Origin of the sequence: Streptomyces sp. NPDC127197 (assembly GCF_042672405.1) — a bacterium.
Taxonomy (GTDB): Bacteria; Actinomycetota; Actinomycetes; order Streptomycetales; family Streptomycetaceae; genus Streptomyces; species Streptomyces flavusporus.
In genome coordinates, this window is record NZ_JBHXVG010000017.1 from 157,493 (window position 1) to 179,709 (window position 22,217).

19 protein-coding genes and 2 pseudogenes are annotated in these 22,217 nt (G+C 70.0%); 7 read left to right on the forward strand and 14 right to left on the reverse strand.

Annotation, left to right across the window (positions count from 1 at the left end; translation table 11 throughout):
- Positions 1 to 555: 555 nt before the first annotated feature.
- A pseudogene (locus tag ACFVJQ_RS25685) lies at positions 556 to 831 on the forward strand (calcium-binding protein); the annotation flags it as partial.
- Between the two features lie 526 nt (positions 832 to 1,357).
- Here ACFVJQ_RS25685 and ACFVJQ_RS25690 read toward each other — a convergent pair.
- The gene (locus ACFVJQ_RS25690; protein WP_385787249.1) at positions 1,358 to 1,768 is read right to left on the reverse strand and encodes a PIN domain nuclease; all 411 of its coding nucleotides are present in this window, start codon (positions 1,766 to 1,768) and stop codon (positions 1,358 to 1,360) included.
- Complete coding sequence (locus tag ACFVJQ_RS25695) at positions 1,765 to 2,007, reverse strand: type II toxin-antitoxin system VapB family antitoxin (RefSeq protein ID WP_385787252.1); 243 nt, start codon at positions 2,005 to 2,007, stop codon at positions 1,765 to 1,767. Before ACFVJQ_RS25695 ends, ACFVJQ_RS25690 begins: the two co-directional genes overlap by 4 nt.
- 315 nt (positions 2,008 to 2,322) lie before the next feature.
- Between ACFVJQ_RS25695 and ACFVJQ_RS25700 the strand changes: the two genes are divergently transcribed.
- The 3 genes from ACFVJQ_RS25700 (at position 2,323) to ACFVJQ_RS25710 (ending at position 6,086) form a co-directional block, all read left to right on the forward strand.
- On the forward strand, positions 2,323 to 4,689 hold the full coding sequence (locus ACFVJQ_RS25700) for an N-6 DNA methylase (RefSeq protein ID WP_385787255.1): 2,367 nt from the start codon (positions 2,323 to 2,325) through the stop codon (positions 4,687 to 4,689).
- A gap of 690 nt (positions 4,690 to 5,379) precedes the next feature.
- On the forward strand, positions 5,380 to 5,646 hold the full coding sequence (locus tag ACFVJQ_RS25705; RefSeq protein WP_385511745.1) for a CopG family transcriptional regulator: 267 nt from the start codon (positions 5,380 to 5,382) through the stop codon (positions 5,644 to 5,646).
- Complete coding sequence (locus tag ACFVJQ_RS25710) at positions 5,643 to 6,086, forward strand: PIN domain-containing protein (protein WP_385511746.1); 444 nt, start codon at positions 5,643 to 5,645, stop codon at positions 6,084 to 6,086. Before ACFVJQ_RS25705 ends, ACFVJQ_RS25710 begins: the two co-directional genes overlap by 4 nt.
- A gap of 974 nt (positions 6,087 to 7,060) precedes the next feature.
- On the opposite strand, the pseudogene ACFVJQ_RS25715 reads toward ACFVJQ_RS25710, so the two are convergent.
- The 5 genes and pseudogenes from ACFVJQ_RS25715 to ACFVJQ_RS25735 all read right to left on the reverse strand — a co-directional run bounded on the left by ACFVJQ_RS25715 (position 7,061) and on the right by ACFVJQ_RS25735 (position 13,260).
- Positions 7,061 to 7,528: pseudogene (locus ACFVJQ_RS25715) on the reverse strand (RNA polymerase sigma factor).
- Between the two features lie 422 nt (positions 7,529 to 7,950).
- Complete coding sequence (locus tag ACFVJQ_RS25720; protein ID WP_385511748.1) at positions 7,951 to 8,568, reverse strand: SUKH-4 family immunity protein; 618 nt, start codon at positions 8,566 to 8,568, stop codon at positions 7,951 to 7,953.
- 134 nt (positions 8,569 to 8,702) lie between these two features.
- The gene (locus ACFVJQ_RS25725; protein ID WP_385787260.1) at positions 8,703 to 10,388 is read right to left on the reverse strand and encodes a nucleic acid/nucleotide deaminase domain-containing protein; all 1,686 of its coding nucleotides are present in this window, start codon (positions 10,386 to 10,388) and stop codon (positions 8,703 to 8,705) included.
- Positions 10,389 to 10,664: 276 nt separating this feature from the next.
- Complete coding sequence (locus tag ACFVJQ_RS25730; protein WP_385511751.1) at positions 10,665 to 12,353, reverse strand: hypothetical protein; 1,689 nt, start codon at positions 12,351 to 12,353, stop codon at positions 10,665 to 10,667.
- A 37-nt stretch (positions 12,354 to 12,390) separates the two neighbouring features.
- Positions 12,391 to 13,260, reverse strand: coding sequence for a nucleic acid/nucleotide deaminase domain-containing protein (locus ACFVJQ_RS25735; protein WP_385511753.1), 870 nt, complete (start codon positions 13,258 to 13,260; stop codon positions 12,391 to 12,393).
- 209 nt (positions 13,261 to 13,469) lie between these two features.
- Between ACFVJQ_RS25735 and ACFVJQ_RS25740 the strand changes: the two genes are divergently transcribed.
- Positions 13,470 to 13,706, forward strand: coding sequence for a hypothetical protein (locus ACFVJQ_RS25740; RefSeq protein ID WP_385511754.1), 237 nt, complete (start codon positions 13,470 to 13,472; stop codon positions 13,704 to 13,706).
- 870 nt (positions 13,707 to 14,576) lie between these two features.
- Here the strand turns inward: ACFVJQ_RS25740 and ACFVJQ_RS25745 are convergent.
- From ACFVJQ_RS25745 to ACFVJQ_RS25770, 6 genes are all read right to left on the reverse strand, one after another.
- Positions 14,577 to 15,098 carry a DUF5994 family protein gene (locus ACFVJQ_RS25745; RefSeq protein ID WP_385511755.1) on the reverse strand — a complete coding sequence of 174 codons (522 nt, stop codon included), beginning with the start codon at positions 15,096 to 15,098 and terminating at the stop codon, positions 14,577 to 14,579.
- 54 nt (positions 15,099 to 15,152) lie between these two features.
- Positions 15,153 to 15,551, reverse strand: a complete 399-nt coding sequence (locus tag ACFVJQ_RS25750; RefSeq protein WP_385511756.1) for a DUF5994 family protein — start codon at positions 15,549 to 15,551, stop codon at positions 15,153 to 15,155.
- Positions 15,552 to 15,591: 40 nt separating this feature from the next.
- A complete protein-coding gene (locus tag ACFVJQ_RS25755) occupies positions 15,592 to 16,602 on the reverse strand; it encodes an acyl-CoA desaturase (RefSeq protein ID WP_385511758.1) in 1,011 nt (336 codons plus the stop codon).
- A 339-nt stretch (positions 16,603 to 16,941) separates the two neighbouring features.
- Positions 16,942 to 17,571, reverse strand: coding sequence for a DUF5994 family protein (locus ACFVJQ_RS25760; RefSeq protein WP_385787265.1), 630 nt, complete (start codon positions 17,569 to 17,571; stop codon positions 16,942 to 16,944).
- A 60-nt stretch (positions 17,572 to 17,631) separates the two neighbouring features.
- Positions 17,632 to 17,991 (reverse strand): hypothetical protein, encoded by a 360-nt coding sequence (locus ACFVJQ_RS25765; RefSeq protein WP_385787268.1) that lies wholly within the window; start codon positions 17,989 to 17,991, stop codon positions 17,632 to 17,634.
- A gap of 34 nt (positions 17,992 to 18,025) precedes the next feature.
- Entirely contained in the window at positions 18,026 to 18,328 is a 303-nt protein-coding gene (locus tag ACFVJQ_RS25770; RefSeq protein WP_385511774.1) for a hypothetical protein, read from the reverse strand.
- 566 nt (positions 18,329 to 18,894) lie between these two features.
- Between ACFVJQ_RS25770 and ACFVJQ_RS25775 the strand changes: the two genes are divergently transcribed.
- Complete coding sequence (locus tag ACFVJQ_RS25775; protein WP_385787271.1) at positions 18,895 to 19,428, forward strand: hypothetical protein; 534 nt, start codon at positions 18,895 to 18,897, stop codon at positions 19,426 to 19,428.
- Between the two features lie 41 nt (positions 19,429 to 19,469).
- Here ACFVJQ_RS25775 and ACFVJQ_RS25780 read toward each other — a convergent pair whose 3' ends face one another.
- Positions 19,470 to 21,188 carry a SpoIIE family protein phosphatase gene (locus ACFVJQ_RS25780; RefSeq protein WP_385787274.1) on the reverse strand — a complete coding sequence of 573 codons (1,719 nt, stop codon included), beginning with the start codon at positions 21,186 to 21,188 and terminating at the stop codon, positions 19,470 to 19,472.
- A gap of 448 nt (positions 21,189 to 21,636) precedes the next feature.
- Here ACFVJQ_RS25780 and ACFVJQ_RS25785 point away from each other — a divergent pair, with 448 nt between their 5' ends.
- Positions 21,637 to 22,014: a hypothetical protein gene (locus ACFVJQ_RS25785; RefSeq protein ID WP_385511766.1), complete on the forward strand. Its 378-nt coding sequence runs from the start codon at positions 21,637 to 21,639 to the stop codon at positions 22,012 to 22,014.
- Positions 22,015 to 22,217 lie beyond the last annotated feature (203 nt).

Sequence of the window (22,217 nt, forward strand, 5' to 3'; positions counted from 1 at the left end):
CAGAGCAGCGGAAAGTGCCGCTCTTTCTGCGAACTGTCTTATGCGCACGTGGTGGGTCGCTTCCTTCAGTAGGACGTCGTCTGGAGGTGAGCTCCGCGGAAGGCACGACGAGCACAGCGGTCAGGTGCTGTGCTCGTCACTGCCACTGTCGTGATCGACAGGCGGCACTTATCCAGCGCAAGCGCCCTCCCAGACGTCACACGGTGGATCACGCGGCGCGGCACACAGCCGGGAGGCCGCCAAGCGCCGAGGGACCGAGGTCCGCGACGGTCTCGAGGGCGGCAGCATCCATGAGGCCGGCGAACCGGCAACGCGCCGAATGATCACCGGCTGACGATCACGCCCACAACCGGCACGAGAACCCCAGCCCCGGCTCACCGCAGCACCGGGGCCGGCGATGGCCCCCTGTCCGCGGCGGAACCGCAGGCAGACGGCCGGAAGCGGGCCGAGACCGAGTGGACCGGAATCGCGATTCTCGCGTGGGCGGCTGTTGAGTTCGGCGGAAGGCGGCAAACGAGCACGGCTTCGCCGACCTCAAGAAGTGGCGCGGTCCTCACCAAGGGCAAGACCCTCACCGTCACCGGCAAGCTCACCCGGGCCGACTGGGACACGCTCGATTACCGGGGTTACACCAACCAGCCGGTCAAGCTCCAGTTCCGCAAGGCCGGCACTACGACCTACACGCCCATCAAGACTGTGTACACCTCCAGCACCGGCAACCTGACGACCACAGTCCCCGCGTCCGAAGACGGCTACTGGCGCTGGGACTTCGCAGGCACCTCCACCACCCCGGCCGTCAAGGCGACCGGCGACTTCGTGGACGTGCAATAACCCGAACGTCGCTCTCGACGGTTCACGCTCGCACGGCGATCACATAAAAGTGCCCTCGCTCTTCCGCAGGGGAGCGAGGGCAGCAGGAGCCACCGAAACGCTAATGGTGCGCCAGGGGAACGCACCCCTCCCACCGGCCTGGGCAGCAACGAACCCCCAGGTCTGTGACCTGGGGGTTTTGCATGAAGCGGGTGACGAGAATCGAACTCGCGCTCTCAGCTTGGGAAGCGACGGCGCTTGAATGGGCCTTACGGTTCTGACCTGCGCGGATGATTGCCCGCTGGGGTGGTTGTGCCGGTCGGATCGCACCGCTGTCGACCGTTGTTGTCCACTCTTACGGGCACGCTGTGGGCACAACTTCAGACACCGGCCGACAGTGCCCTGGCACGATGGGCTTTGAGCCTGGCTCGGCTGATGGGGATGTCCGGCTCGGGGCGCCTTCGCGCGAGCACACGCCTGCCAATTAGCGTGCTCCGGCTATTGGATCGACGCTCGTGCTTCCTCGGAACAGCAAACGCGGCCCGGCTCATTTCCCGGCGTCCGGGCCGTACCACTGGAGCGCCTGGCCGGTGACCGCGGCGATGCACTCGAAGTCCCGGTCCCGGTGCAGAAGAGTCAGCCCCTGCAGCTCGGCCGTGGCGGCCACCACGAGGTCGACGGCTCCAGCACTGCGGTGCTGTCCGCGCTGTGTGAGGATCTCCTGGACCTGCCGGGCGCGGTCGTTGACCGGCACCCATCCGAAGAGCAGGCGCATGTCGTCGATGCCCTGTGCCCGGTCCGCAGCGGAACGTGCGCTGTAGAAGAACTCCAGCTCGGTGATCGGGCAGGTGGCGATGAGCCCGGCGGCCACCGCCTGGTCCCATCCGTACTGCTCGGCGTCGCCGCGCAGGAGGCGGGCGAGCGCGCTGGTGTGGATCAGGAACTGCGCGGCGTTCACCGGCGGCAGTTCCCCTTTTCCTCGAAGAGATCCAGGTCGAAGGCGCCTTCTTCCACAGCCGCGCGCAGGCGGGTGAGCGCCAGAACGCGCCGCCGGTTTTCGAGCACCTCGCGCAGGGGGGTGTCGACCGCTTCATTCTTGGTGCTGGTGCTGGTGCTGGTGCTGGTGCTGGTGCTGGTGCCGAGGGCCTTGGTCACGTCAGCGACCAGCTGATCGTCAAGGTCGATCACCTTATCCATGCGCTCCGGGTTCTCGGTTGCGACATGGAGGTCCTGGCTGAGCCGGTTGACCAGCCCAGACTGACGCAGGCTCTCCCCAGCTAGCCCCTTAACAAGCAATGTTTCTCGCCTCCTGACGATTGGGTGGCTGAAGGGAGCACTGGAAGGGAAAAATAGCTGTTGAACGCCTGGAAGGCCGCTGAGAATCGGACCCGCGATCAGCGTGCCCCGTCCGCCTGCCGATCTGCGCACCGTCGGTGCGCTGTTTGACGCTCCTGCTGTGACCTCTCTACCGTTCCCTCATCGAGAGCAACTAGGACGGTGTACGGGGGCTTCATGGACGGTACGGGTCTCAGCGACGATCGCTTGCTGTCGAGGGCCGAACTGGCGGAACTGGCCGGGGTGATGCGTCCGGCGGTCACCAATTGGCAGCGGCGGTACGAGGATTATCCGGAGCCGATCAGGACGGGGGAAGCAGAACTCTTCAGTCTACGGGCGGTCCTCGGCTGGCTTGACTCCCGTCAGATCCCGTCGCGTGCGCGTGCGTCTGACGAGCCGCCTGGATTCACCTATGCCGACCGTATGCGGCGGAACCTCGTTGCATCGGACGATGCCCGGCAGAGAGCAGCCGCGCTGAGGGGTGAGGCAGGCGGCAGCGGTCCGTTGAGCGACGAAGAACAGCGTTCGCGGCAACTTGCGCAACTGCTGGGACCGATGGCAGACGCCGTGCGCGGCGGCGGATCGATGACGGACTACCTGGCCTTGCTCCTCTCCCTGGTTTTTCTGCAGGTGAGCGGAAGCCCCCGCTCGGCGTCGCTCCCGCGTACGGTGCGGGCTCGATCCAGGGCTGACACGGCGGCGTTGTTGCAGGAGATCGGGGAGGCAGCCGACGAGGCACTGCGCCTGCGCGGTGTGCCGCCGGGCATGCGGTCAGCCATCGTCAAGTTGGAGCCTCGGGAGTACGGGGACGTCGTCGAGGTGATCCGCCTGACCGACGGCTTGGGGATCGACGAGTTCCGACAACTGGTGGATCAATTCGGCTCCCGAGCCGGGCTTCCCAGCGGAGAGTTCTTCACCCCACGTGCCGTCGTGCGGCTGATGCGGGACGCTGCCATAGGGGACGAGGACTCCGCGCAACGCGTCTACGACCCGTATGTGCGCGCAGGCGAGATGCTTGACGCAGCCGCTGAACGTCTCAGTAGCGTTGCGCCTCTGACTCTGCGTGGTGAGAGCCCGCAGCGCGGCACACTTCGGCTCGCTGGAATGAACCTCGCGCTGCACGGAGTCCCGGTCGAACTGGAGGCCGGCACTACGGCCCCATGGAACGAACGTATCTGGCCGAAGAGCCACCAGGCCGACCTGATTCTGACCAATCCGCCTTTCAACGCTCGCGGGGCCGTGCCGAAGCCGCGCGAGGGCATCGACTGGCCGTACGGACCGCCTCCCCCCGGTAGTCCTGCGTTCGCTTGGCTCCAGCATGTCCTGGTGTCTCTCAAGGACGAGGGCCGTGCAGTCGTGGTGATGCCGGTCAGCGCAGGCGCCTCCGCAGACGTCCGGGAGCGGGAGATTCGAGGCGGGCTGGTGGAGGACGGGGCTGTCGAATGCATTGTCGCGCTGCCGCCTCAGCTCTTCTCGGGGGCTCAGGCGTCCGTTTGCTTGTGGTTCCTGCGGCGTTCCGCGGCGGTGTGCGAGGAGATCCTCTTCGTGGACGCCCGGGACCTGGGTGACAAGGCGGCTCGCGGACCCCGAGTCCTGTCCGACGAACACGTCCGGGCCGTCACGAAAACCGTCCAGGCGTGGCGGCGAGGGAGCGGCTTCCGTCTCGGTCGGCAGAACGCGGGCCATCTTGCGGTCGCCGCTCCGCTGGAGGCGGTGCGGGCTGCCGGTTACTCGCTCAGCCCCGCCGACTATGTGGACAGATGGATGTCCACGGCGTCACCGACTGATGCGGCAACTGAGGCAGCAGCCACCAAGCGGGCGCTCGATGCGGCGAGGCGTCGGACGAATGCCGTGGACAGCGCGGTCGACGCGCTCTCGTACGGCCCGTTGCCGTCAACCGTCGCGCTCTCGTACGACGGGCTACCTCGTGACTGGCGCCGGGTTCCGCTGGGAGACCTGGTCGACATCATGGCGGGTCCGTCCTACTCACGCCTGCCGGCCGAGGTGCGCTCCGCGGCAGGTGATCTACCTGTCGTGATGCCCAAGCACCTGCGTGAGGGACGTATCGACGATCGCGACATGGAGAGAGTAAGTGTGGATGTCGCCCGCGCACTGGCAAGGTTCCGTCTCAGCCCCGGAGACATCCTGTGCGTGCGTTCCGGCGCCCAGATGCCTCCTGCCTTGGTCGAGAAGGCGCAGGACGGCTGGCTGTTCAGCACCAATCTGCTACGGCTGCGAGCCCTGGAATCGGGTGGGGAGCCACTTGTCCTCCCCGGCTACCTGCTTGCCTACTTGTCTCTGCCGGAGACAGCGCACTGGCTCAAGGAGTACGCCCGCGGCACCGCCGTCCCTTCTCTCAGCGCCGCCACGCTGGCACTTCTGCCCGTACCGCTGCCGCCCCTTGCCCATCAGCGGCGAATCAGCGCCGCGCTGGATGCCGTAGACGTACAGATCACCGTGCATCGCGAACTCATTCAGGCCGCGACGCATCACCGCAGCACACTCGCCGCCCATCTGCTGACCGGCGTCCTGGTCCCGGAATGACAGGCTCCTCTGCTTTCAGTCCCTTCGAGAAGGAAGACTTCTGTGAACGCTCCGTCGTCCGAGCCGCGATCCGGAACGCGGTACCTGTGGCTACTCGTGGCAGCGTTGTTCTCGCTTGTAGTGGCTCTTGTCGCTGGGATCCTGAAGGCAAGCACCGGAGCCGGATTCGCCGAGGCAGTCCTTTACGGCGGCACTGCTTTTGCCACGTCGATGGGCCTCTGCTTGCTTGTCCTGTCCGCAGTCGGCCAACTCTGAACGCCTGACGTGCCCCGCGCTACACCCTGCCCCCTCTGCCTTCGTAACATCGGGTACGTGGGCCGCGCATCAGCCGTCAAACATGATGGGCGCAGGGTGCGAGTTCATTGGTCGGTCCCGACCGCGATGGCGCTAGGCGGGCCGCAAGGCTCTGACCAGCGCAGATGTCTTGGTGGGGCGACGGGGTCTTGGAAGGATTCCGCGTTCAGGTGTTTCGAACCCAGGACGGCTGTGGTCGCGGGTGCGTATGTGCGCCGACCTTCGGCTGTCATTGGACGTCGACTCCGTAGGCGCGGGCGAGGCCGTCGAGGCCGTCCGCCCATCCCTGGCCGAGGGCCCGTAGCTTCCACGCGGTCGGCTCGGCTGATCCTCGTCAACGGGAGATGGGGAAGCGCGCCGGATACATCAATCCGGTACATGGACTACTCTTGGTACATGTCCATGAAGCGCACCAACGTCTACGCCGACCCGGAGGACCTGGCGATCATCAAGGAGGCCGCCAAGCGCCGGGGGATAAGCGAGGCCGAGATCATCCGCCAGGGCATTCACCTCGCGGCCATGGCGAACAGGGTCTGGGACGAGCCGCTGTTCTCGCGCACGTTCGAGGGGCCGGGGCGCACGCCGTCCAAGTCGGAGGTCCGTGACACCGTTGCCGAAGCCGTCCAGCGTGAGACCGGCTCGGGTTCCGGAACCGCCGCGTGATCATTGTTATCGCCGACACCTCCGGCCTCCTGGCGGCCCTGGACGAGACTCACCAGGACCACGTGGCGGCCAACGAGGCGATCATGGCGGCTGGCCTGTTGGTTATGTCCCCGCTCCTGCTGGCCGAACTGGATCACGTCGCCACGCGTGAGCTGGGCAGGGAGGCCGCCCTCAGCGCGGTCGACGACCTGCGGCGCTGGATCGGCCGGGGGCGTGTGGTTCTGCCGGGTATCACGGAGGACCACCTTGGCGCTGCGCAGTCCCTCCGCGTCCGTTACCGCGCGTTGAATCTCGACCTCGCCGACGCGGTGAACGTGGCACTCGCCGCCGACTACGACACGGACGCGATGCTCACCCTCGACCGACGAGACTTCCGGGCCGTACGCCCGCTGGGCCGCCACAAGGCGTTCCGGGTGCTTCCCGACGACCTACCGCTCTGAGGCAGGATCCAGCGACTACGTGAAAGTGCAGGTCAGCGCCGCGCTGCGACGTGATTGGCTGCCAACGCAAGGCACCCGTGCCCTCTGCGTGCCCCGTCTCGCGGTGCAGGGGCACCTGCATAACGCAGCAATGGATCACCAATATGCAAGCCCCAGGCCACTGACCTGGGGCTTCAAGAAGAGCGGGTGACGAGAATCGAACTCGCGCTCTCAGCTTGGGAAGCGACGGCGCTCGTGTGGTCGTATGGCTGTTGACCTGGGCAGATTAGTTTTGTCGCGGTGGGCTGAGGGTCTGGAAGCACCGTTGATGACCGTCGTTGTCCGCTCGTAAGGGCACGCCGTGGCACGGTCGCGGGCCCTGGCCGAGCAGTGTGTCCCAGACGGCGTTGTCTCCCATGGATCCTGAGTCCGAGCGGCTTCCGTGCCGAGGCGGTTCGCGGCTGCACAGCCATGTCGTTCACTGCGTGTGGAACCGGACCGACATGTGGCCGTGCGGTAGCCACGGATGCCTTGTCCCGGTCACCACGGCACTGATCAGTCCCGTGGGTGTTACGGCGCAGTGCCCGGGCCGCCGCCGACGCCCGTCCTGCCGCTGCTGCCGGTGCGCCTACGACAGCGGCCGTGGGGGAGGGGACGGAAGGCGGGTCGGGATGGGCTGTGGTGACGGTGTGGCAGGCTCCTGGGTGACGGGCGTGGCTGCGGTGGTCGGGGTGGAGATGGCGGCCGGTGGGGCGAGCGGGGCAGAGGGGTCGGGCAGGGTGCGGCCGTGGTGGACCACAGCAGGCTGCGGCAGCGATCATGGCGGTGGTCGCGCCGCCCGCGGTCGCGGCGCGCAGTCCGCGGTGCCGGGCCGTGCGGCGGCGGATCCCCTCGAAAGCGCCGGGCGGCGGCGCCGGCATCGCGGGGCCCTGGCGCAGCAGCGCGGCAGTTCCTCGTCTCCGTCCTCGTCCCAGGACTCAACGGGTGTGATCAAGTCATCCTCCGAGGCGGGCGCGCAGGTACTCGCGGGCGGCGTGCAGATCGGCCTTGACGATGCCTTCTCTTCGCTCCGTCAGCTGGGCGATCTACCGGACCGGCAGGTCGGCGTAGTAGTACAGCAGGACGACGGTCCCCAGCCGTTCGGGCAGCGACTGCACCAGCAGCCGTATCAGGACCGAGGTCTCCGCGCCCTCCTGCGGGCGGCCGGTCGGCGCGACCTCGGTGCCGGCGCGCCGCACGGCCCGGCGTTCGCGCTTCAGCCTGCGCCAGTGGTCGCGCACCGGGTTGGCCGCGGTGACGTAGAGGAAGCCGCGGGGCTCCTCGACGGTGGTCCAGCGCGTCCACAGGCGGGTGAACGCCTCGGGTGCGATCTCGTGGGCGGTGCCGTCGTCGTCCACCAGACGGCGGCACCAGCCGGTGAGACGGGGGTGAGGTCGGCTGAAAATTTCAGCGGGACTCGGCACCTTTCAGCGAGAACTGTCACCGCTGCTGAGCCCTGGCGCTTCAGCCGGCGCCGTGAACGCTTGCGTCTTTCGGGGAGGCAGCACAGACGCACATCTTGCCTCTGGCTGCTGGGTGGTTGCGGGAGATGGGACTGAGGTCCCTGCGGCCAGACACTCTGCGCCGCAGTGGCCTCGCTCCTGAGACCGTAGGGATCGCCGGGCACGATGAACGGGAGCAAGACTTAATCGTCCTGGATACCTGCATCCTTCGGGGTGCGGGCTGGACAGGAGCGCGCTGCGTACGGCGTGAAGGGGCGGGTGGTGAGGCCAGGGCCAAGCAGAGTGTGGAGCTGGTCGGGCAGGTCGATGAGGAGACCGGTCCGCAGGAAGGCGGCCTGCGCACCGCGCAGACCGCGCGGTGCGTGGGCGACATCGGCCGGCGATCACCCGTAGAGCGAGCGGGCTCCCGGGCTGTTGCCCTTGAAGCGCTGGCCCATGGCGATCTCATCGCCCACTACCGACCAGACGGTCTCGTCGTCCTGGAAGGGGAGCGGGTCGATGCTGCTCGTCTCCTCACGGATGCGATCGACCTCGCCGTCCAGGCGCTCGAAGTCGGCTTCCTCGTCGCCGTCGTCGCCGCTGAAGGTGAACTCTTCGAGCAGGCGCTGGAACCGGAGGGTGACCTGGACGAGGGAGGAGACGTCCGTGTGGAGTTCCTGCACGGTCTCCTCGTCGGGGTCGAAGGCGTGCACCTTGCCGGATACGGGGTCGAGGGCGAGGTGCGCGTTGAGCAGCCAGCCGATGACGGGCCAGTCACCCGCGCCCTCCGCGGCGTCCTCGAAGTCCTCGATGTAGACGACGTCCTGGACGAGGGGCAGCAGGCCGTCGTCCTCGTCGGGCTGACGCAGCAGGAGCGTCCCGGTGGGGACGCCGACGGTCTGGAGGAGGCGGGCGCCCTCGGTGTCCGCGGCGGCGGGCGGGAAGGCGGTGGCGGGGATGGTCGCGAGCCGGTCCTCGCCGAAGATGTCGACGAGTTCGCTGCGGGTGACGTCGAAAAGCACTGCCGGAACTCCGAACTCGGCGGCGGCACGGGCGCCGTGGGACTTTCAGTGGACGGAAGCGGTCACAACAACAACGTTGCGGATCGAGGCGCTCCCGGCGACTCCGATTCCGCCCCGCCCGCTCCCTCGCCCTCTTACGGAATGAACTTGTTGTCCGAGGGCGAGAGGTTCATCACTGTATCAGTGCGTCCGCCGGCGACGCCGTGCTGGTCCCACTGTTCGTGTAGCCACTTGACGTAGGCGCGGTGCTCCCGGTCCTTCTTGTACTTGCTGAGTTCTTCGCCGTCCGGCCCCTTTTCGGACTGGTCGTATTTCGCGCTGTGGGTGACCTCGAGATTGTCAGGGAATTCCCTCGCAAGATACTTGTCGCACTTGGGATTCTTCTGGCAGGGCTCACGTTCCGTATAGAGCTCGCTGACGTTGCCCTCGTGCCCGTTCTTGATCAGCGGGTGTCCGATGGAACGTTCGGAGTGTGCCTCGCCGCTGGCGCCGACCAGGATGAAACGATTCCCCTTGCCGTCGTCGTACAGCGCTGAGGCGTAGTTGCCGCCGGGGATGTAGGAATCGGGGCGTTCGGTGCGGTTGGCGTAGCGGCCGAGCTGGGCGGCGCGGGCCAGATCGGTGGAGCCGGGCGCGACCTTCGTGGAGTTGACCGTGTCGCCCTTGCCGGGCTTGCTCTTGCGCTGCTTCTCCCCCTTGTTGTTCCACGGGTACCAGGCCTTGTCGCCGAGTACGTCGTTCACTCCGGAGGAGTCGTTGGAACGGACGGGACTGGTGGTCCCGTCGTGGTGCAACTGGCGTATCGAACCGTCGTCACTGAGAAGGTACATGGGCGTGTCGCCGTCACTCTTGACCTTCTTGACCTCGACCTTTTCGGCCTCGCCGCCGACGTCGTGGTCCTTGCGCTTCTGGTGCCGGGAGGCGGCCTTGACACGGTCCGGGATGGTGTCGGTGACGTGGTCGGTCACCTTCTTGGCGGCCTTCTCCATGCTGTCGATGGCTTCCTCGAGGATGCCGTCGAAGGCCTGGGTGAAAGTGTCTTTACCCTTGGTCTTGCCGAAGGTTTTCTTCGACTTGCCGAGATGGATTCCGGACTGGCCGCCCAAGTCGCTGCCGTGGCCTGAGACCTTGTCGGCGCCGTCCTCGAACTCGAAGTGGTCGATGACCGTCTTCTTGCCCTCGCCGCCGGAGCCGCCGCTGTCGCCCGCGGAGGCCAGCTTCATGCCGCCCGGTCTCTCACCGGGGTTGAAGGCTCCCTCGGCGAGGTCGAGGGCCATGTCCGAGATGAGTTCCCGGAGTTTGCCGGTGACGGGCTCGGTGACTTTCGCGATGAGCTCGTCGACTATCTGTTCGACCGCCTCGTCGATGAGCCGCTTCACGATGGTGCGCATCAGGGCGATTTCACCGGCGGCGACCGCGGCGGAAATACCCAACGTGACGGGAGCGGCGGCGAGTTCGGCGACGACGGTGGCGGCGAGTACACCGAGTTCGACGCCCGCCTTGACCTTCATGCCGCGGATGATCTGGCCGACACCGTCGCAGGCGTCCGCGAACAGCCGTGCCACCTCGGGGATCTTCTCCAGGTGACCGGCCTTCACGTGCGACCAGTGCTTCTTCATGGACTCCACGGCCCAGCCCTCGGAGGAGTCGAGGATGCGGGTCACGGCCTTGTCCGCGTTGCCGCCGTGACCCTCGAACTGCTTGGCGAAGTCCCGCATGGACGTCGCCATCTCGAAGTAGTCGTCCTCGTCGACGTTGGGCCAGTTGACCCCGATGAGGTCGAGTGCCTCGTCGATGATGCTCGGCAGTACCAGCCCCATGGCCGCGCGCTCCGTCCCCCCGTCAACTACTGCATCTCCTGCCCCACAGCTAACGGGGCAGCTTGTCAGGTGCACAAGGGAAAACCGGGCCGCGTCACGGTTCTGTGACAAGAGTCCCATCTGACGGTGATTGCACCGGAGTTGACCCGGCGCGCACGGGCACACCGAATGCAACGCAATGCAACTGGCAGGCGCGCAGCCAGTGGAGTGTCCGGCACGTACTTACCCCCGTGGCCGGCGCCATGGGGGTGTCCGCCGTTCACCGTGTGGCAGTCGTCACCGCCCCCGCATCCGCACGAGTGCCTCGTCCGTCCCCACCACCAGGTCCCCTTCCGCCGTGAAGGCAAGGGCGTGGGCCTGGCTGCCGGGGTGGAAGGTGCGCAGTCGGTCGTCGTCCAGGGCTCGGTGTTCGACGAGGCCGTCGGCCCAGGCGATCGCGAGGACGAGCCCGGCGTCAGCCGTCGCCACCGCCACCGCGTTGACGGCGCAGTTGCGGGCGGCCACCGGCTCGGGCATGGGGTCGGTGTGGGGGGCCCATGCGCGTACGGTGCCGTCGGCGCCGCCCGTGTACAGCAGGAGGACGGTGTCACCCTCAGCGGAGACGGGCAGCGCGGTCCCGGCGACCGCGGTGACGCGCCCCCGGTGCAGAGTGGCGGTACGCGGCTCGGCGCCGACGTTCACCACGTGCACTGTTCCGGAGGCATCACCGAGGACAACCCGGTCCCCGGCGCCGGTCAGCGCGGTGACCGTCTCCTGCTGACGTTGCATGTACTCCTGTACGGCCTTGAGGAGTTGCTCCTGCACGGAGAGGCCGTCGTCGAGGAGGGCGGTGAGCCCCTTGGGCTTTGCGGACTCGGCGGCGCGCTGGGTGTGCAGGAGGCCGTGCTCGTCGAGGACGCTGACGGTGCCGTCGCCGTGCTCGGCAGTGGCGCGGACGCCGGGCGCGGAGTGCGGGAGGCGTCCGGCGGAGCGGGCACTCTCCGCGTCGAGGACGCGCACGGTGCCCTGGTGGTCGGCGACGACGAGCTGCCCGGCCAGAGGGCCGGTACCGGCCGCCAGGGAGCGGACCGGGCCGGGCCACGGTGGGGTGACGTCGCCGCGCACCCGGTGCCAGACGACGGTCCAGGAGGCGTCTCGAGCAAGGGAGGTGAGGGTGGCGGGCAGGCGCGGATCACCGGCGTCACCGAGGGCGGCGAGGAGGACCAGGGCGCGTTCGGCGACCGGCTGCTCGCGGGTCAGGGAGGCGCCGGCCCGCAGCCAGGCGGCGCGCAGTCCGCCGTGGCTCTCCTCGGAGCGTTCGTACGCAGTGGTCACGCTCCATGGGTCGGCGGCGCAGACCGAGGCGGGATCGTCCAGGTCGAACGGTTCCTCCGGCTCCGGGTCCTGCCCCGTCGCCCCGGCCGGGCCGACGGGGTGGGCTGCGTCCCAGGACGCGCGGCGGGTCTCGTCGGTCCACCGGGGCTCATCCAGGTCCATGCGGGCGCAGGGTCCGGCGGTGAGCGCCTGCGCCCATTCCGTACCGGAGCGGACCTCGACAAGTACCCGGACGTGCTCCAACGAGGCGAGACCCAGCGCGAGTTCGACGAGGGAGCCGGGCCGCTCGGCAGAGTGCAGTTCGGGCAGCGCGATGACGGTGCGGCGCCGGTCGGCGGCAAGCGCGGCCAGCAGGTCGCCCGGGGAGCGGGCGGCGATCGACAACTGTTCGCCGAGCATCCAGGCGGCCGTGGTCGCGGTCTGGCCGGGCAGCGGTACGAAGCCGTGGACGCGGCGTTCGCTGACGGTGCCGGGCCGGGTGCCGTGGCCGATCAACCAGGCGAGGAGCCGCGACTTGCCGCTGCCCTCGGCGCCGGTGACCACGGCGAGGCCCGGGGCGCGGGGGTCGCCGAGCCAGGAGAGCAGGGCGGCCGCGGCGGGCTCCCGCCCGGAAGCGGGCCGGGACCAGCGCGGGGCGGAACCGGCGGTCATGAACCCACCCCCGTTCCTGCGGCGCCCGGGCGGCGAGTCACTGCCGGGCCTGCTGCGCGGCGTGGGTGATGAGCTCCTTGATGCCTTCCTCGCGGGACTCAGCGGTGCTGCCGTAGTCGAAGCTGTGCGTGAACTCGGCATGCGGGAGGACGGCCTGGAGCCAGGCGGCGCAGTAGTGGCCCGGCATCATGCACGGTTCGAGTTCGCAGTAGACGCGGCGGACCTGCTCGGGCTCCACTCCGGAGGAGGAGAGCCGCTGCCACAGCTGCTCCTCGGGGTGCAGGCGGCCGGGACCGGCCTGGGCGGTGACGATCTGCTTCGCGCCGTCCTGGCCCACGTACTCGAAGGCCGACGAGAAGGGGAAGTTGAGGGTGTGGCGGACGTCGTCGAGCACCCGCGACCACCAGTTCTCCCGGTCGGCGACGGCCTCCGGGTCGATCTGTCGGATCTCCCGGACCAGCGCGGCGAACGCCTCGGCGGCGGACTGGAGTCCGTCGGAGGCGGCGATCACCGGGAGGGCGCGGTCCAGGGCGGCGGCGCAGTGGGTGAAGGCGGCAACGTCCGAGTTGACGAAGAGGGCGGCTTCGCCGCGACCGAGGAAGAGGGCCTGTACGGAGCCGTCGGTGCGGACACACAGGTGCGCCAGCCGGTCGGTGCCGATGCGCACCCACTCCGCCCAGTCCCCCTGCAGGGCGACGCCGCGGTGGCCGGCGTACATCCCGAGGGTGGGCCCATCGGTGTCGTCCGCCGCGATGAAGTACGGGCCGACGTGCAGCGGCACACCGACCTGCGCGAGGTGGGTGCGGGCCGAGGCCGGCACGGTTCCGTACGAGGCAGGCACGGTGATGCGGCGCAGCCCCTGGGGGCCGAACTGTGCGACGGCGGGGTCCGAGGGGAACTCGGGCATCACAGACCTCTCATGGTGGCGGACTTACCGGTTCCACCCTATGCGCGGGCCGGGCGGGGCCGGGGGCTGTGACGAATCCGAGACGAGGCCGGGAGGGGGGCGCCCCGTCGTGCCGCCCCCGCAGCAGACCGCTGAGGCAATACATGCTGCTGCACCGACCGTGGTAAGAAGTCCGAGCTCCATGTCGACGCCCGACACCCTCCCCGGAGTTGCGATCGCCATCTCCGATCGCCATCTCCCTGGTGGCGCCGCTGGCCGTGACGGGCCTGTTGATCACCGTGCACCGCTACCACGACGTCGGCGAGTGGGCCATGCTGTTCGCCACCAACGTCGCTGCGATCGTCGCCACCGGCACCGTGGTCTTCCTGTGCTACGGGGTCCGGGCCGCGGCCGCGGAGGCGGCCTGTCCGTGGGCCGCTTCCACGGCCGGACCCTGGCCGCGGTGACGCGCGTGCTCCTGCTCGCCGCCGTGCCCCTCACCGCCGGCACGGTCAGCGTCGCCCGTGACCGGGTGCCGGCCGCCGACGCCCGGCCGGTCGCCGAGCACGGCCGCTGCTAGACGGTGATCTCCTCGCCCTGCGTACCCATCGAAGCCTCGCCCCGCGTCAATCGACACCACCACCGTGGCCTGCGCCGAGGTCTACCGCCGCGACACCTTCCACACGAGCGCGCACCACAAGCAGAGGCCCACCGGTAGCCGGCCGCGTCCTTGTGGTGCGGATGTGGTGCGCAGGCCGCTCGCCGGTCTAGACAACGAAGAACCCCCAGGTTTCTGACTTGGGGGTTCTCTTCAGAGCGGGTGACGAGAATCGAACTCGCGCTCTCAGCTTGGGAAGCGACGGCGCTTGCGAGGGTGCATGGTGTCTGACCTGCGCCTCCGCGGTTTGAAGCCCCATGCCTTCAGCCCGGATCGCACCGTGGTTGACCGTGGTTCTCCGTTCTTACGGGCACGCCAAGGGCACGACATCCGACAGACGTGTTTCCGGGCCGCGGGGAACCGTTCCTCTCCGCTCGCGCGCCGACAACGCACGAGCCGGCCGCGTGTGCCTTCGCTCATGCGCATCTGGAGAATCGTCCAGTAGAAGCTGTCGGCGGGTGTGGTCAGGCGAGCGCCGATGACCGGGCCTTGCCGACGTGCGTAGGCAGGACAAGGCCCCCTTGACGGTCATGTCGCCGCAGACCCGTGGTCTGGACGCGTCCATGTCGTCGACCCCGGTCAAGGGGGCGGGATCCGCCTGATGCTCCGGCCACAGCGCCCTGACCTCCGGCGATGGGCGCGTGTGCCGCTGCCGTCGTCGTCGGCGGTTCAGCCGGAGTCACCGGTCCTCCCGCCGACGGCCGTCCGCAGTGGTCGGGCCGGACGGGAGGGTCTGATCCGTGCCGGTGTCGATCAGGATCTGCTGGGCCTGCTTGGGGTTGTCGGTACGGACCGCTTCGGTCATCGCGGCTCGCGCCGCCTCGGGGGGCGTGTCCGGTGGGACTACGAGCAGGGAGAAGTAGTCCTGGTCCCCTCGGGTCACGAGCGCGGTGTCGTCGCCCACGGAGAAGACGTCGATGTGCACCACACGATCGTCGATGGTCATCCGCGTCGGCATTTCGTCCCAGGCCGCGGAGTCCAGGCCGATCCGTGTGATCGGCCCGAGGCGCTCGGTCAGTGCGCTGATCAGGCCGGGCAGTTCGGCCGTGAGATTCCTGGAACGGGGCCACCACGCACCGTCGAGGATGCCCCCGCGTTCGTGAGTGGTGGTGAGCCGCAGGAGTGCCGTTCCGGGGCGCATGGATTCGTGCACACCGTTCGCCAGAAATCCTGCCGGAGGCGGGGAATCGGGATCGGGCATCGTGCTCACCTGCCTGTTCGGGACCCTCCTCGCGTCCACGCTACTCCTGCCGTGTCAGGCGCGGTCGCTCAGCGCGGCAGTCATGAGCGGCTCGGCCGCCTCCTCGGTGGTGTCGGGCGGCACCACCAGCAGGTCCCAGCGGCCGTGTCCGGGGGCGAGCAGGACGACGGTGTTCGAGGCGTGCAACGTGGCGGTTCTGTGCAGTCGTACGACCTGGTTGGCGACGAGCATCCGTCCCGGCGCCGCGGACCAGGCCGCTCCGTTCACCGTGACGCGGGTGATGTGACCCCAGGCCCGCGGCAGTGCGCCGAGCAACTGCGGAAGCTCTGCCAGCAGGTCGTAGGAACGTGGCCACCACACCCCGTCGAGGCGACGTGGCAGTGCGCTGCGGGGCGCGAAGCGCAGGCGGAGGAGAGGGAGGGTGGGCGGTGAGGGCGGTGGTGTGGTGATCACGGAGTTCCTTCGACGGGCTTGTGCGGCGGGTGCGTTCGGATCAGGCGCGGCGTACGGCGAGGCGGTCCGACGTGGGCCAGCGCACGTCGTGCACCCAGCCGAGGCGTTCGAGGAGGCGGATGACGGCGGCCGACGGGTCGATCTGGCCCCGGTCGACGCCGTGCCGGGCACTGGTGGGGTCGGCGTGGTGGAGGTTGTGCCAGCTCTCGCCGAAGGAGAGCAGGGCCAACGGCCACAGGTTGGTGGCCCGGTCGTGGCGCCGGGTACGGAAGGGCCGCTTGCCCAGCACATGGCACAGGGAGTTGACGCTCCACGTCACGTGATGGAGCAGGGCGATGCGGACGAGGCCCGCCCATAGCGCGGCGGTCAGCGCGTGCACCCAGGTGCCGCCGATCGCCCAGCCGATCGCGAACGGCAGTGCGAGCGTGAGGACGCACAGGGCCGGGAAGGCGCGGGCGACGGCGCGCATGTCGCGGTCGGCCAGCAGGTCGGGGGCATACCGGTCGGCGGACGTCGGGTCGTTGCGGAACAGCCAGCCGACGTGGGCGTGCAGCAGTCCGCGCAACTGGCCGCGCAGATGGGTGTCGTAGCGGTACGGGGAGTGCGGGTCGCCGGGCCGGTCCGTGAAGGCGTGGTGGCGGCGGTGCGTGGCGACCCAACTGATCACGTCGCCCTGGAAGCTCATCGATCCGGCCATCGCCAGCGCGATGCGCACGGGCCGGGCGGCACGGTAACCACCGTGCGTCAGGCCGCGGTGGAAGCTGACGGTGACGCCGAGGCCCGTGACCGTGTAGAGGAAGAGCGCGAGGACGATGTCGGCGGGACGGATGAGGCTTCCCCACAGCCACCAGCCGGCCGCGCCGAGCGCCAGGAACGGCAGGACGACGATCGCCGCCGTCACCGTCACGTACACGCGCTCGGCGCCGCCGCGGGCGGGCGCCGGGCCGTCGGACGGGAAGGGCGCCGTTCCGTCGTACCCCTGAGGCGGGCGGGCGGGATCCGGCGGGACCGCTGCCGGTGAGGGAACGGTCGCGGAAGAATCGAGCGGCATGACGGGGCTCCTCGGCCTCGGTGAAGGGGATTCCTCCCGCCGGGCCGAGACGAGAGGCCGGGGGAGGCGCGGCCGGGTGCTCGGCTGCTGTTGTGACGTGGATGGGCGGCCGTCAGGTGAGGCCACGCTCTCCTGCGCCGCTGGGGGTGGGGCGGTGTTCCGGCTGCGTGCTGCGTGCCGGTCGCCTGCGGATACGCGGTGCCACGACATCCGCGTCGAGGGCGGGCGGCAAAGGCTGCCATGATGCGGAACCTGTCCGGGCGATGAACCGCCCGGTGTCGTGGTGCGCCGGGAGTGAAAGCCGGTCCGTAACCGGTGTGCGTCGTGCCCTCGGTCCCTTCAGCGTATCTGGCGGGAAGCGAAAAGGGGGGCACGGACCGTAACAGTTGCGGGAGGGGAGAGCGGGGCCGAGGGGCGCCTCGGTGCTCCGCCCTCGTCTTCCCACTGCTCCATCTGCCCCTGCTCGCGTACGGCCTCGTCCTCGGCGTGGAGGCGTCGCTCGGCCGCCAGGAGCTCGCTCGCGGTGAGGTGGAGCGCGGGGTCGGCCGCCGCGGCCATGAGCCGCGCGGCCGTGGCGGTCTCAGTCCGGGGCGGGACGACGAGCAGGTCCCAGCGTCCGACGCCGTACGAGAAGAGTCGGATCATGTGCGGGTCGAAACCGGACGCGAACCACGCGGCCTTCACCGTGTGCCCGATCACGGGCAGGTCGCAGGGCGCCGCTGGCCAGGTGTCGCGGTGGGACGCCATGCGCGACACGCGTCCTCGCGTCGCGTCGAACGCCTCGGTGAGCGCGGGCAGTTCGGTCATCAGGTCGTCGGTACGGGGCCACCAGGCGCCGCATACGGGACCGGGCGGGAAGGTCGGCGGGCGCAGGGCGAGCCGGGCAGGGCGCGGTGAGGTGCGTTCCGGGTGGGCCGGGGCGCGGTCGCCGGCCCTGGGCGGTGGGCCTGTGCCGGTGGGCGGGTTCATGGTCGCGGTTCCTGTCCTCGGGCGGCCGTCGTACGACTGCCGGTGCTGCGGTGGGCCGGGTCAGCCCGGCTCGTCGGTGTGGGCGCGTCGTGCCTGGGTGTGGCTGGTGGTCAGCCAGGGCGACTTGGCGGAGGGTTCTGCGGCGACGTCCCCGGTGTCGACGGTGAGATGGAGCAAGGTGTCGCACCCGTCGGGGCCCGCGGGGTAGCTGCGTGGCTCGTCGCAGCGGAAGTTCCGGCGCAGCAGCTGCGCCACACGTTGGGCGATGTCGGAGCTGGCGGCGATGATGCGGACCTCCGCGAGTCCGCCCACGGGGGGATCACCGTCCGCGGTCTCGTACGCCGGCGGATCTTCGCCTGTGCCGTGTGTGCTGCCGGTGCCGGTGCCGGTGCCGTGGCTGCGGCGGGGCGACGCGTGCATGGATGTGACCTCTGTCCTGTGGGGCATCTCGGCCTCAACGCCCTGCGGCATTCAGCTTGTTGTGCGTGGTCCGGTCCCGGTGGCGGCGCGGTCGGAAGCGTCCCCGGCCGCCGTCGCGATGGTCGCGACGTTCGTGCGCGGCGGACGGGGCGGAGTGCGGTGGGGGCGGCGCGGTGGTGCCGGCAGCGCGGTCGGCGGCGGCTGGGCGGCCGGGAAGGAAACGGCTGTAGGAATGCAAGGCGATCCTTTCGCCGTGTGCGGAGTTGAGCCGGTGGATCACGTACGCTCCGCCGGCGATGAGCACGAGGAACGCGGCGATGGTGAGGACGATGTCCATGGCGGTCACGGCCTGACGGTCGGTCGAACGCGAGAAGCACTCGGGAGAAGCACGCGTCGGCGGCGGGGAACGTATCGAAGGCCGAGGCCATCGTGCTGACCTGTCTCCGGAAACCGCTGCGCTGCGCGGGGCTTCCGGCGAAGTGTCTCGCCGAGGACGAGACCGGCGCGGGAGCCGGTGTGCGACATGCCCTCGGTACGTCCACCGTACTCCCGCGCGCCCCCGTCCGATGGGGAGCGGACGGATCCGCTGTACCCGCCTCGGCGTTCTCGGCCATCGTCGGTCCACAAGGGGGGCGCGGCCCCGGGAGTACGGTTGAAGACACCGAGGGCATGTCGCGTGCCGGCTCCGACACCGGTGCCGCTCTCGGCGACCGACGACGCCGGGCCGGATCCGCCCGTGCCCGGGGCAGGGCTTGCCTCATGACCGTGAACGTGCCGGTTCCGCCGACGACCACAGAACTCCTTGGGCGGCCCGCCGGCCCGGACCGGCGCGGTACGCGGAAGCCCGGCCCGTCGAGGCCGGAACGAGGCTCCTCGCCCCGAGAGGGGCAACGCGTCCGTTCGTTGACCCGGCGTCAGATAGAGGACCATCTGCAGGAACTGGGCGATCTGTACGCGGAGACGTCCGGCGGCGGCCCCTGGGCGTGGAACCAAGCCCGCGGCGCCTTCCTGCGGCGGCTGGCGGCCGACGTACGGCGACCGGGATTCGAGTTGCTGATCGCGGAGACCACCGCGCTGACCGGATGCGCCTACGGTTTCCCCGTACGCGGCGACGGTCCCTGGTGGGAGGGCTTCGACGGATACCTTCCGGAGAGGCTGCTCCGGCTCGCCGCCTCCGGACGCCTCTTCGTGATCTCCGGGATCCACGTTCCGTCCCGCGTACGCAGGCAGAACCAGGACCGTGCCTGGAACCTCGCCCGGCGCCTGCAGAAACGGTTGCTCACCGACCATGGTGCCGCCGTCGCCGTCACGCTGGTGAACCGCTCCGACCACAGGACCGTCGAGGCGCTGCGGTCCTGGGGGTGGCGGTACATCGAAGGCGACACACCTCGGACGGCCCCGCTCGGCCCGTTCCGCGTCCTGGTCCTCGAGACCTGAGCACCTGAGCACCACGTCCCGCGTCACGGCGGTCACGGCTCTCACGGCGACGGCAGGCGCAGGGCGAGGAGGGCCACGTCGTCGGTGCTGCCGGGCGGCATGCGGGCGGGCAGTTGGTCGCACAGAGTGTCCAGCGGTTCGTGGGCGAGAGCGAGGGCGTGGCGGCGCAGACGGGCGAGGCCGGTGTCCAGGTCGCTGCCGGGCATCTCGATCAGGCCGTCGGTGTAGAGCAGCAGGGTGGAACCCGGCGGCAGGGACTGCGCGGCGCTCGGCCGGCTCCCGCCGGTGCCCGGAGGGGCGCCGAGGAGGAGTCCCTGTCCCGCTTCGAGGTACTGCGCCTGTCCGTCCTGGGTCAGCAGGAGGGGCGGCGGATGCCCCGCGCTGGTCCACCGCAGCGTCCACGGGCCGGTGTGCGGGCTGCCTTCGAGCAGGGCGAGGACGAGGGTGGCCATGGGGACGGTGGTGATGGCGGGCATGGCGTCGTCGAGGCGGTCGACGACGGCGCCGGGCGGGCCGCTGTGGTCCCAGGCCAGTGAGCGCAGGATGCCGTGCAGTTGCGCCATGCCGGCTGCCGCGGTCAGGTCGTGGCCCACGACGTCGCCGATGACCAGCGCGAGCGTGCCGTCCTTCCGCTCGAACGCGTCGTACCAGTCGCCGCCGACCTGGGAGCCGGCCGGGGCGGGCTGGTAGCGGGCGGCCAGCCGCAGGCGGCCGGGCTGGGGCAGTGGGGCGAGCAGGTTGCGCTGCATGGCCTCGGCGACGGCGCGCTGGCGGCCGAAGCGGCGGGCGTTGTCGATGACCAGGCCGACCCGGCGGCCGATGTCGCTCACCACTTTCAGGTCGTCGGCGTCGAAGGGGTGCGCCGGGTCCGTGCGCACCAGCGTCAGGGCGCCGGTGATCTGCCGCCGGGAGCCCAGCGGCACCGTGACGGCGGACGTCGCGCCCACCGCCCGCAGGAAGCCGCTGTGGACGGCGGCAAGAGGAGAGTCGGGCGGTGGGGCCGTCTCCGCCCGGCCCTGCAGTACGGGATCACCGCCGTTCAGTACCTGGACCAGAGGGGAGCGGGCCCCCTCCCCGGCCTTGGGAAGGCGCTCGCGCCAGTCCTCCTGTGCGGCTTCCCGGCCCGTGGGACCCGTCACCGCCACACGGTGGATCTGTCCGGAACCGACCCGGAGGTCCACCGCCGCCCAGTCGGCGAGGCGGGGAACCAGCAGGCGGCCCAGCCGGGCGAGGGCCTCATCGATCTCCAGCGTCTGGCCGAGCACGTCGGTGATCTCCGCGACCAGCGTCAGCCGCTCGGTGAGGTCCTCCAGAGCACGCGTATAGGCCGCACGCTCCCGACGCGCGCTGCGGTCGCCGACGGCGTCGGTGAACAGCACGGCCATGCCCTTGAGGGAGCCGTCGTCCGTCAAGGGAGAAGCGGACCAGGAGATCGCGATCAGGCGACCGTCACCGCGCAGAAAGATGTCGCCCTCCCCCCGCGCCTCGGCCCTCTCGGCCAGGGCCTGCAGCAGCGGGCATCGCTCCCGTGGGATCCTGCCGCCGTCCGCGTCCCGGTGCAGCAGGTCGTGTGCGTCCTTCCCGCGCAGCGCCGCGGCGGCGCGGTCCAGCAGCCGCTCGGCGGCCGGGTTGACCGCGAGGATCCGTCCGGCGGGGTCCACCACGATCAGGGCCGTGCCCAGCTGCCCGACGACCTGCTGCCAGAAACCCGGCTCGGCCGCCGACCACCACCGCCCCTCATCTCCCACACCCTCCACCACGCCGCCCCTCCAGTCATGGAAACCCTCGCCGAAGACCGCGGGCGCATCGGCAGGCCGACACACCAGTGGATCGATGGTCCCCCGACTTGGCACCGATCAGCTCGGCGACCTTGCCTGCTGCCCATGGTGTACGACGGGTAGTGGTCGTCGTCGAGCCGGTCGGCGGCGTACGGCCGCCTTCGGCGTACGACCTGCCCCGGCGTGTGGCCGGGCGGCGGGGAACGGTTGCTCTCCGCTCGCGCTCGGCACGCACGAGCCAGCCGCATGTGCATTCGCTCATGCGAGCCTCGGAGAATCGTCCAGAAGAAGCTGGCGGCGGACGGTCAGGGAACCGCCCGCCGACCGTGCTGGCCGTGACGGCCGTCGACATCATCGTGGTCGACGTGCTGGAGCCGTTCCTGCCCCTCAGCCCCGCGGGCTCCAGTCACCCCACAGGCGGTGGTACGTGATGGCTGCCACCGACGCGACCACTCTCCTCGGCGTCGCGGCCGAGGCGGCCCTCGCGGTTCCCGGCGTGGCCGGCCTGCAGCCCCGCCTCGCTCACCGCCTCGCAGCGGCCGCCTCGCCTACGCGGCCGGAGACAACAGCTGAACGCACCCCGTCCGAGGCGGGCGTCCGCACCGACCGGGCGCCGGACGGCCCGGGATGGCACATCGAGGTGCGCTGCGTCCTGGCTGAAGGCCACAGGGCGTTGGACACGGCCCGGAACATCCACAACCAGGTACGGGCCGCTGTCATCTCCCACCTCGCCGCACACGGCGCCCCGGAAGCGGCCACCGTCACCGTCACGGTCACCCGTATCGTCGCCCGGCATCACACAGCATGAGCGCCACACGCGACGGCCACACGACGAGGCCCAGACTGCTGCGTGTCGGGCCAGGCGCCGCACCCGTCCCGCAGCGGATGAACCAGAAGAGGTAGCAAAACCGGAGACGGAGCGCCCCGGGTGACCGCCCGGCGCCGGACCGACAGGCCGCGGGCCCGGGTGCGGGCCACGGCCCCGTGCGTCGGCGAACCGGCTGGTGCGGG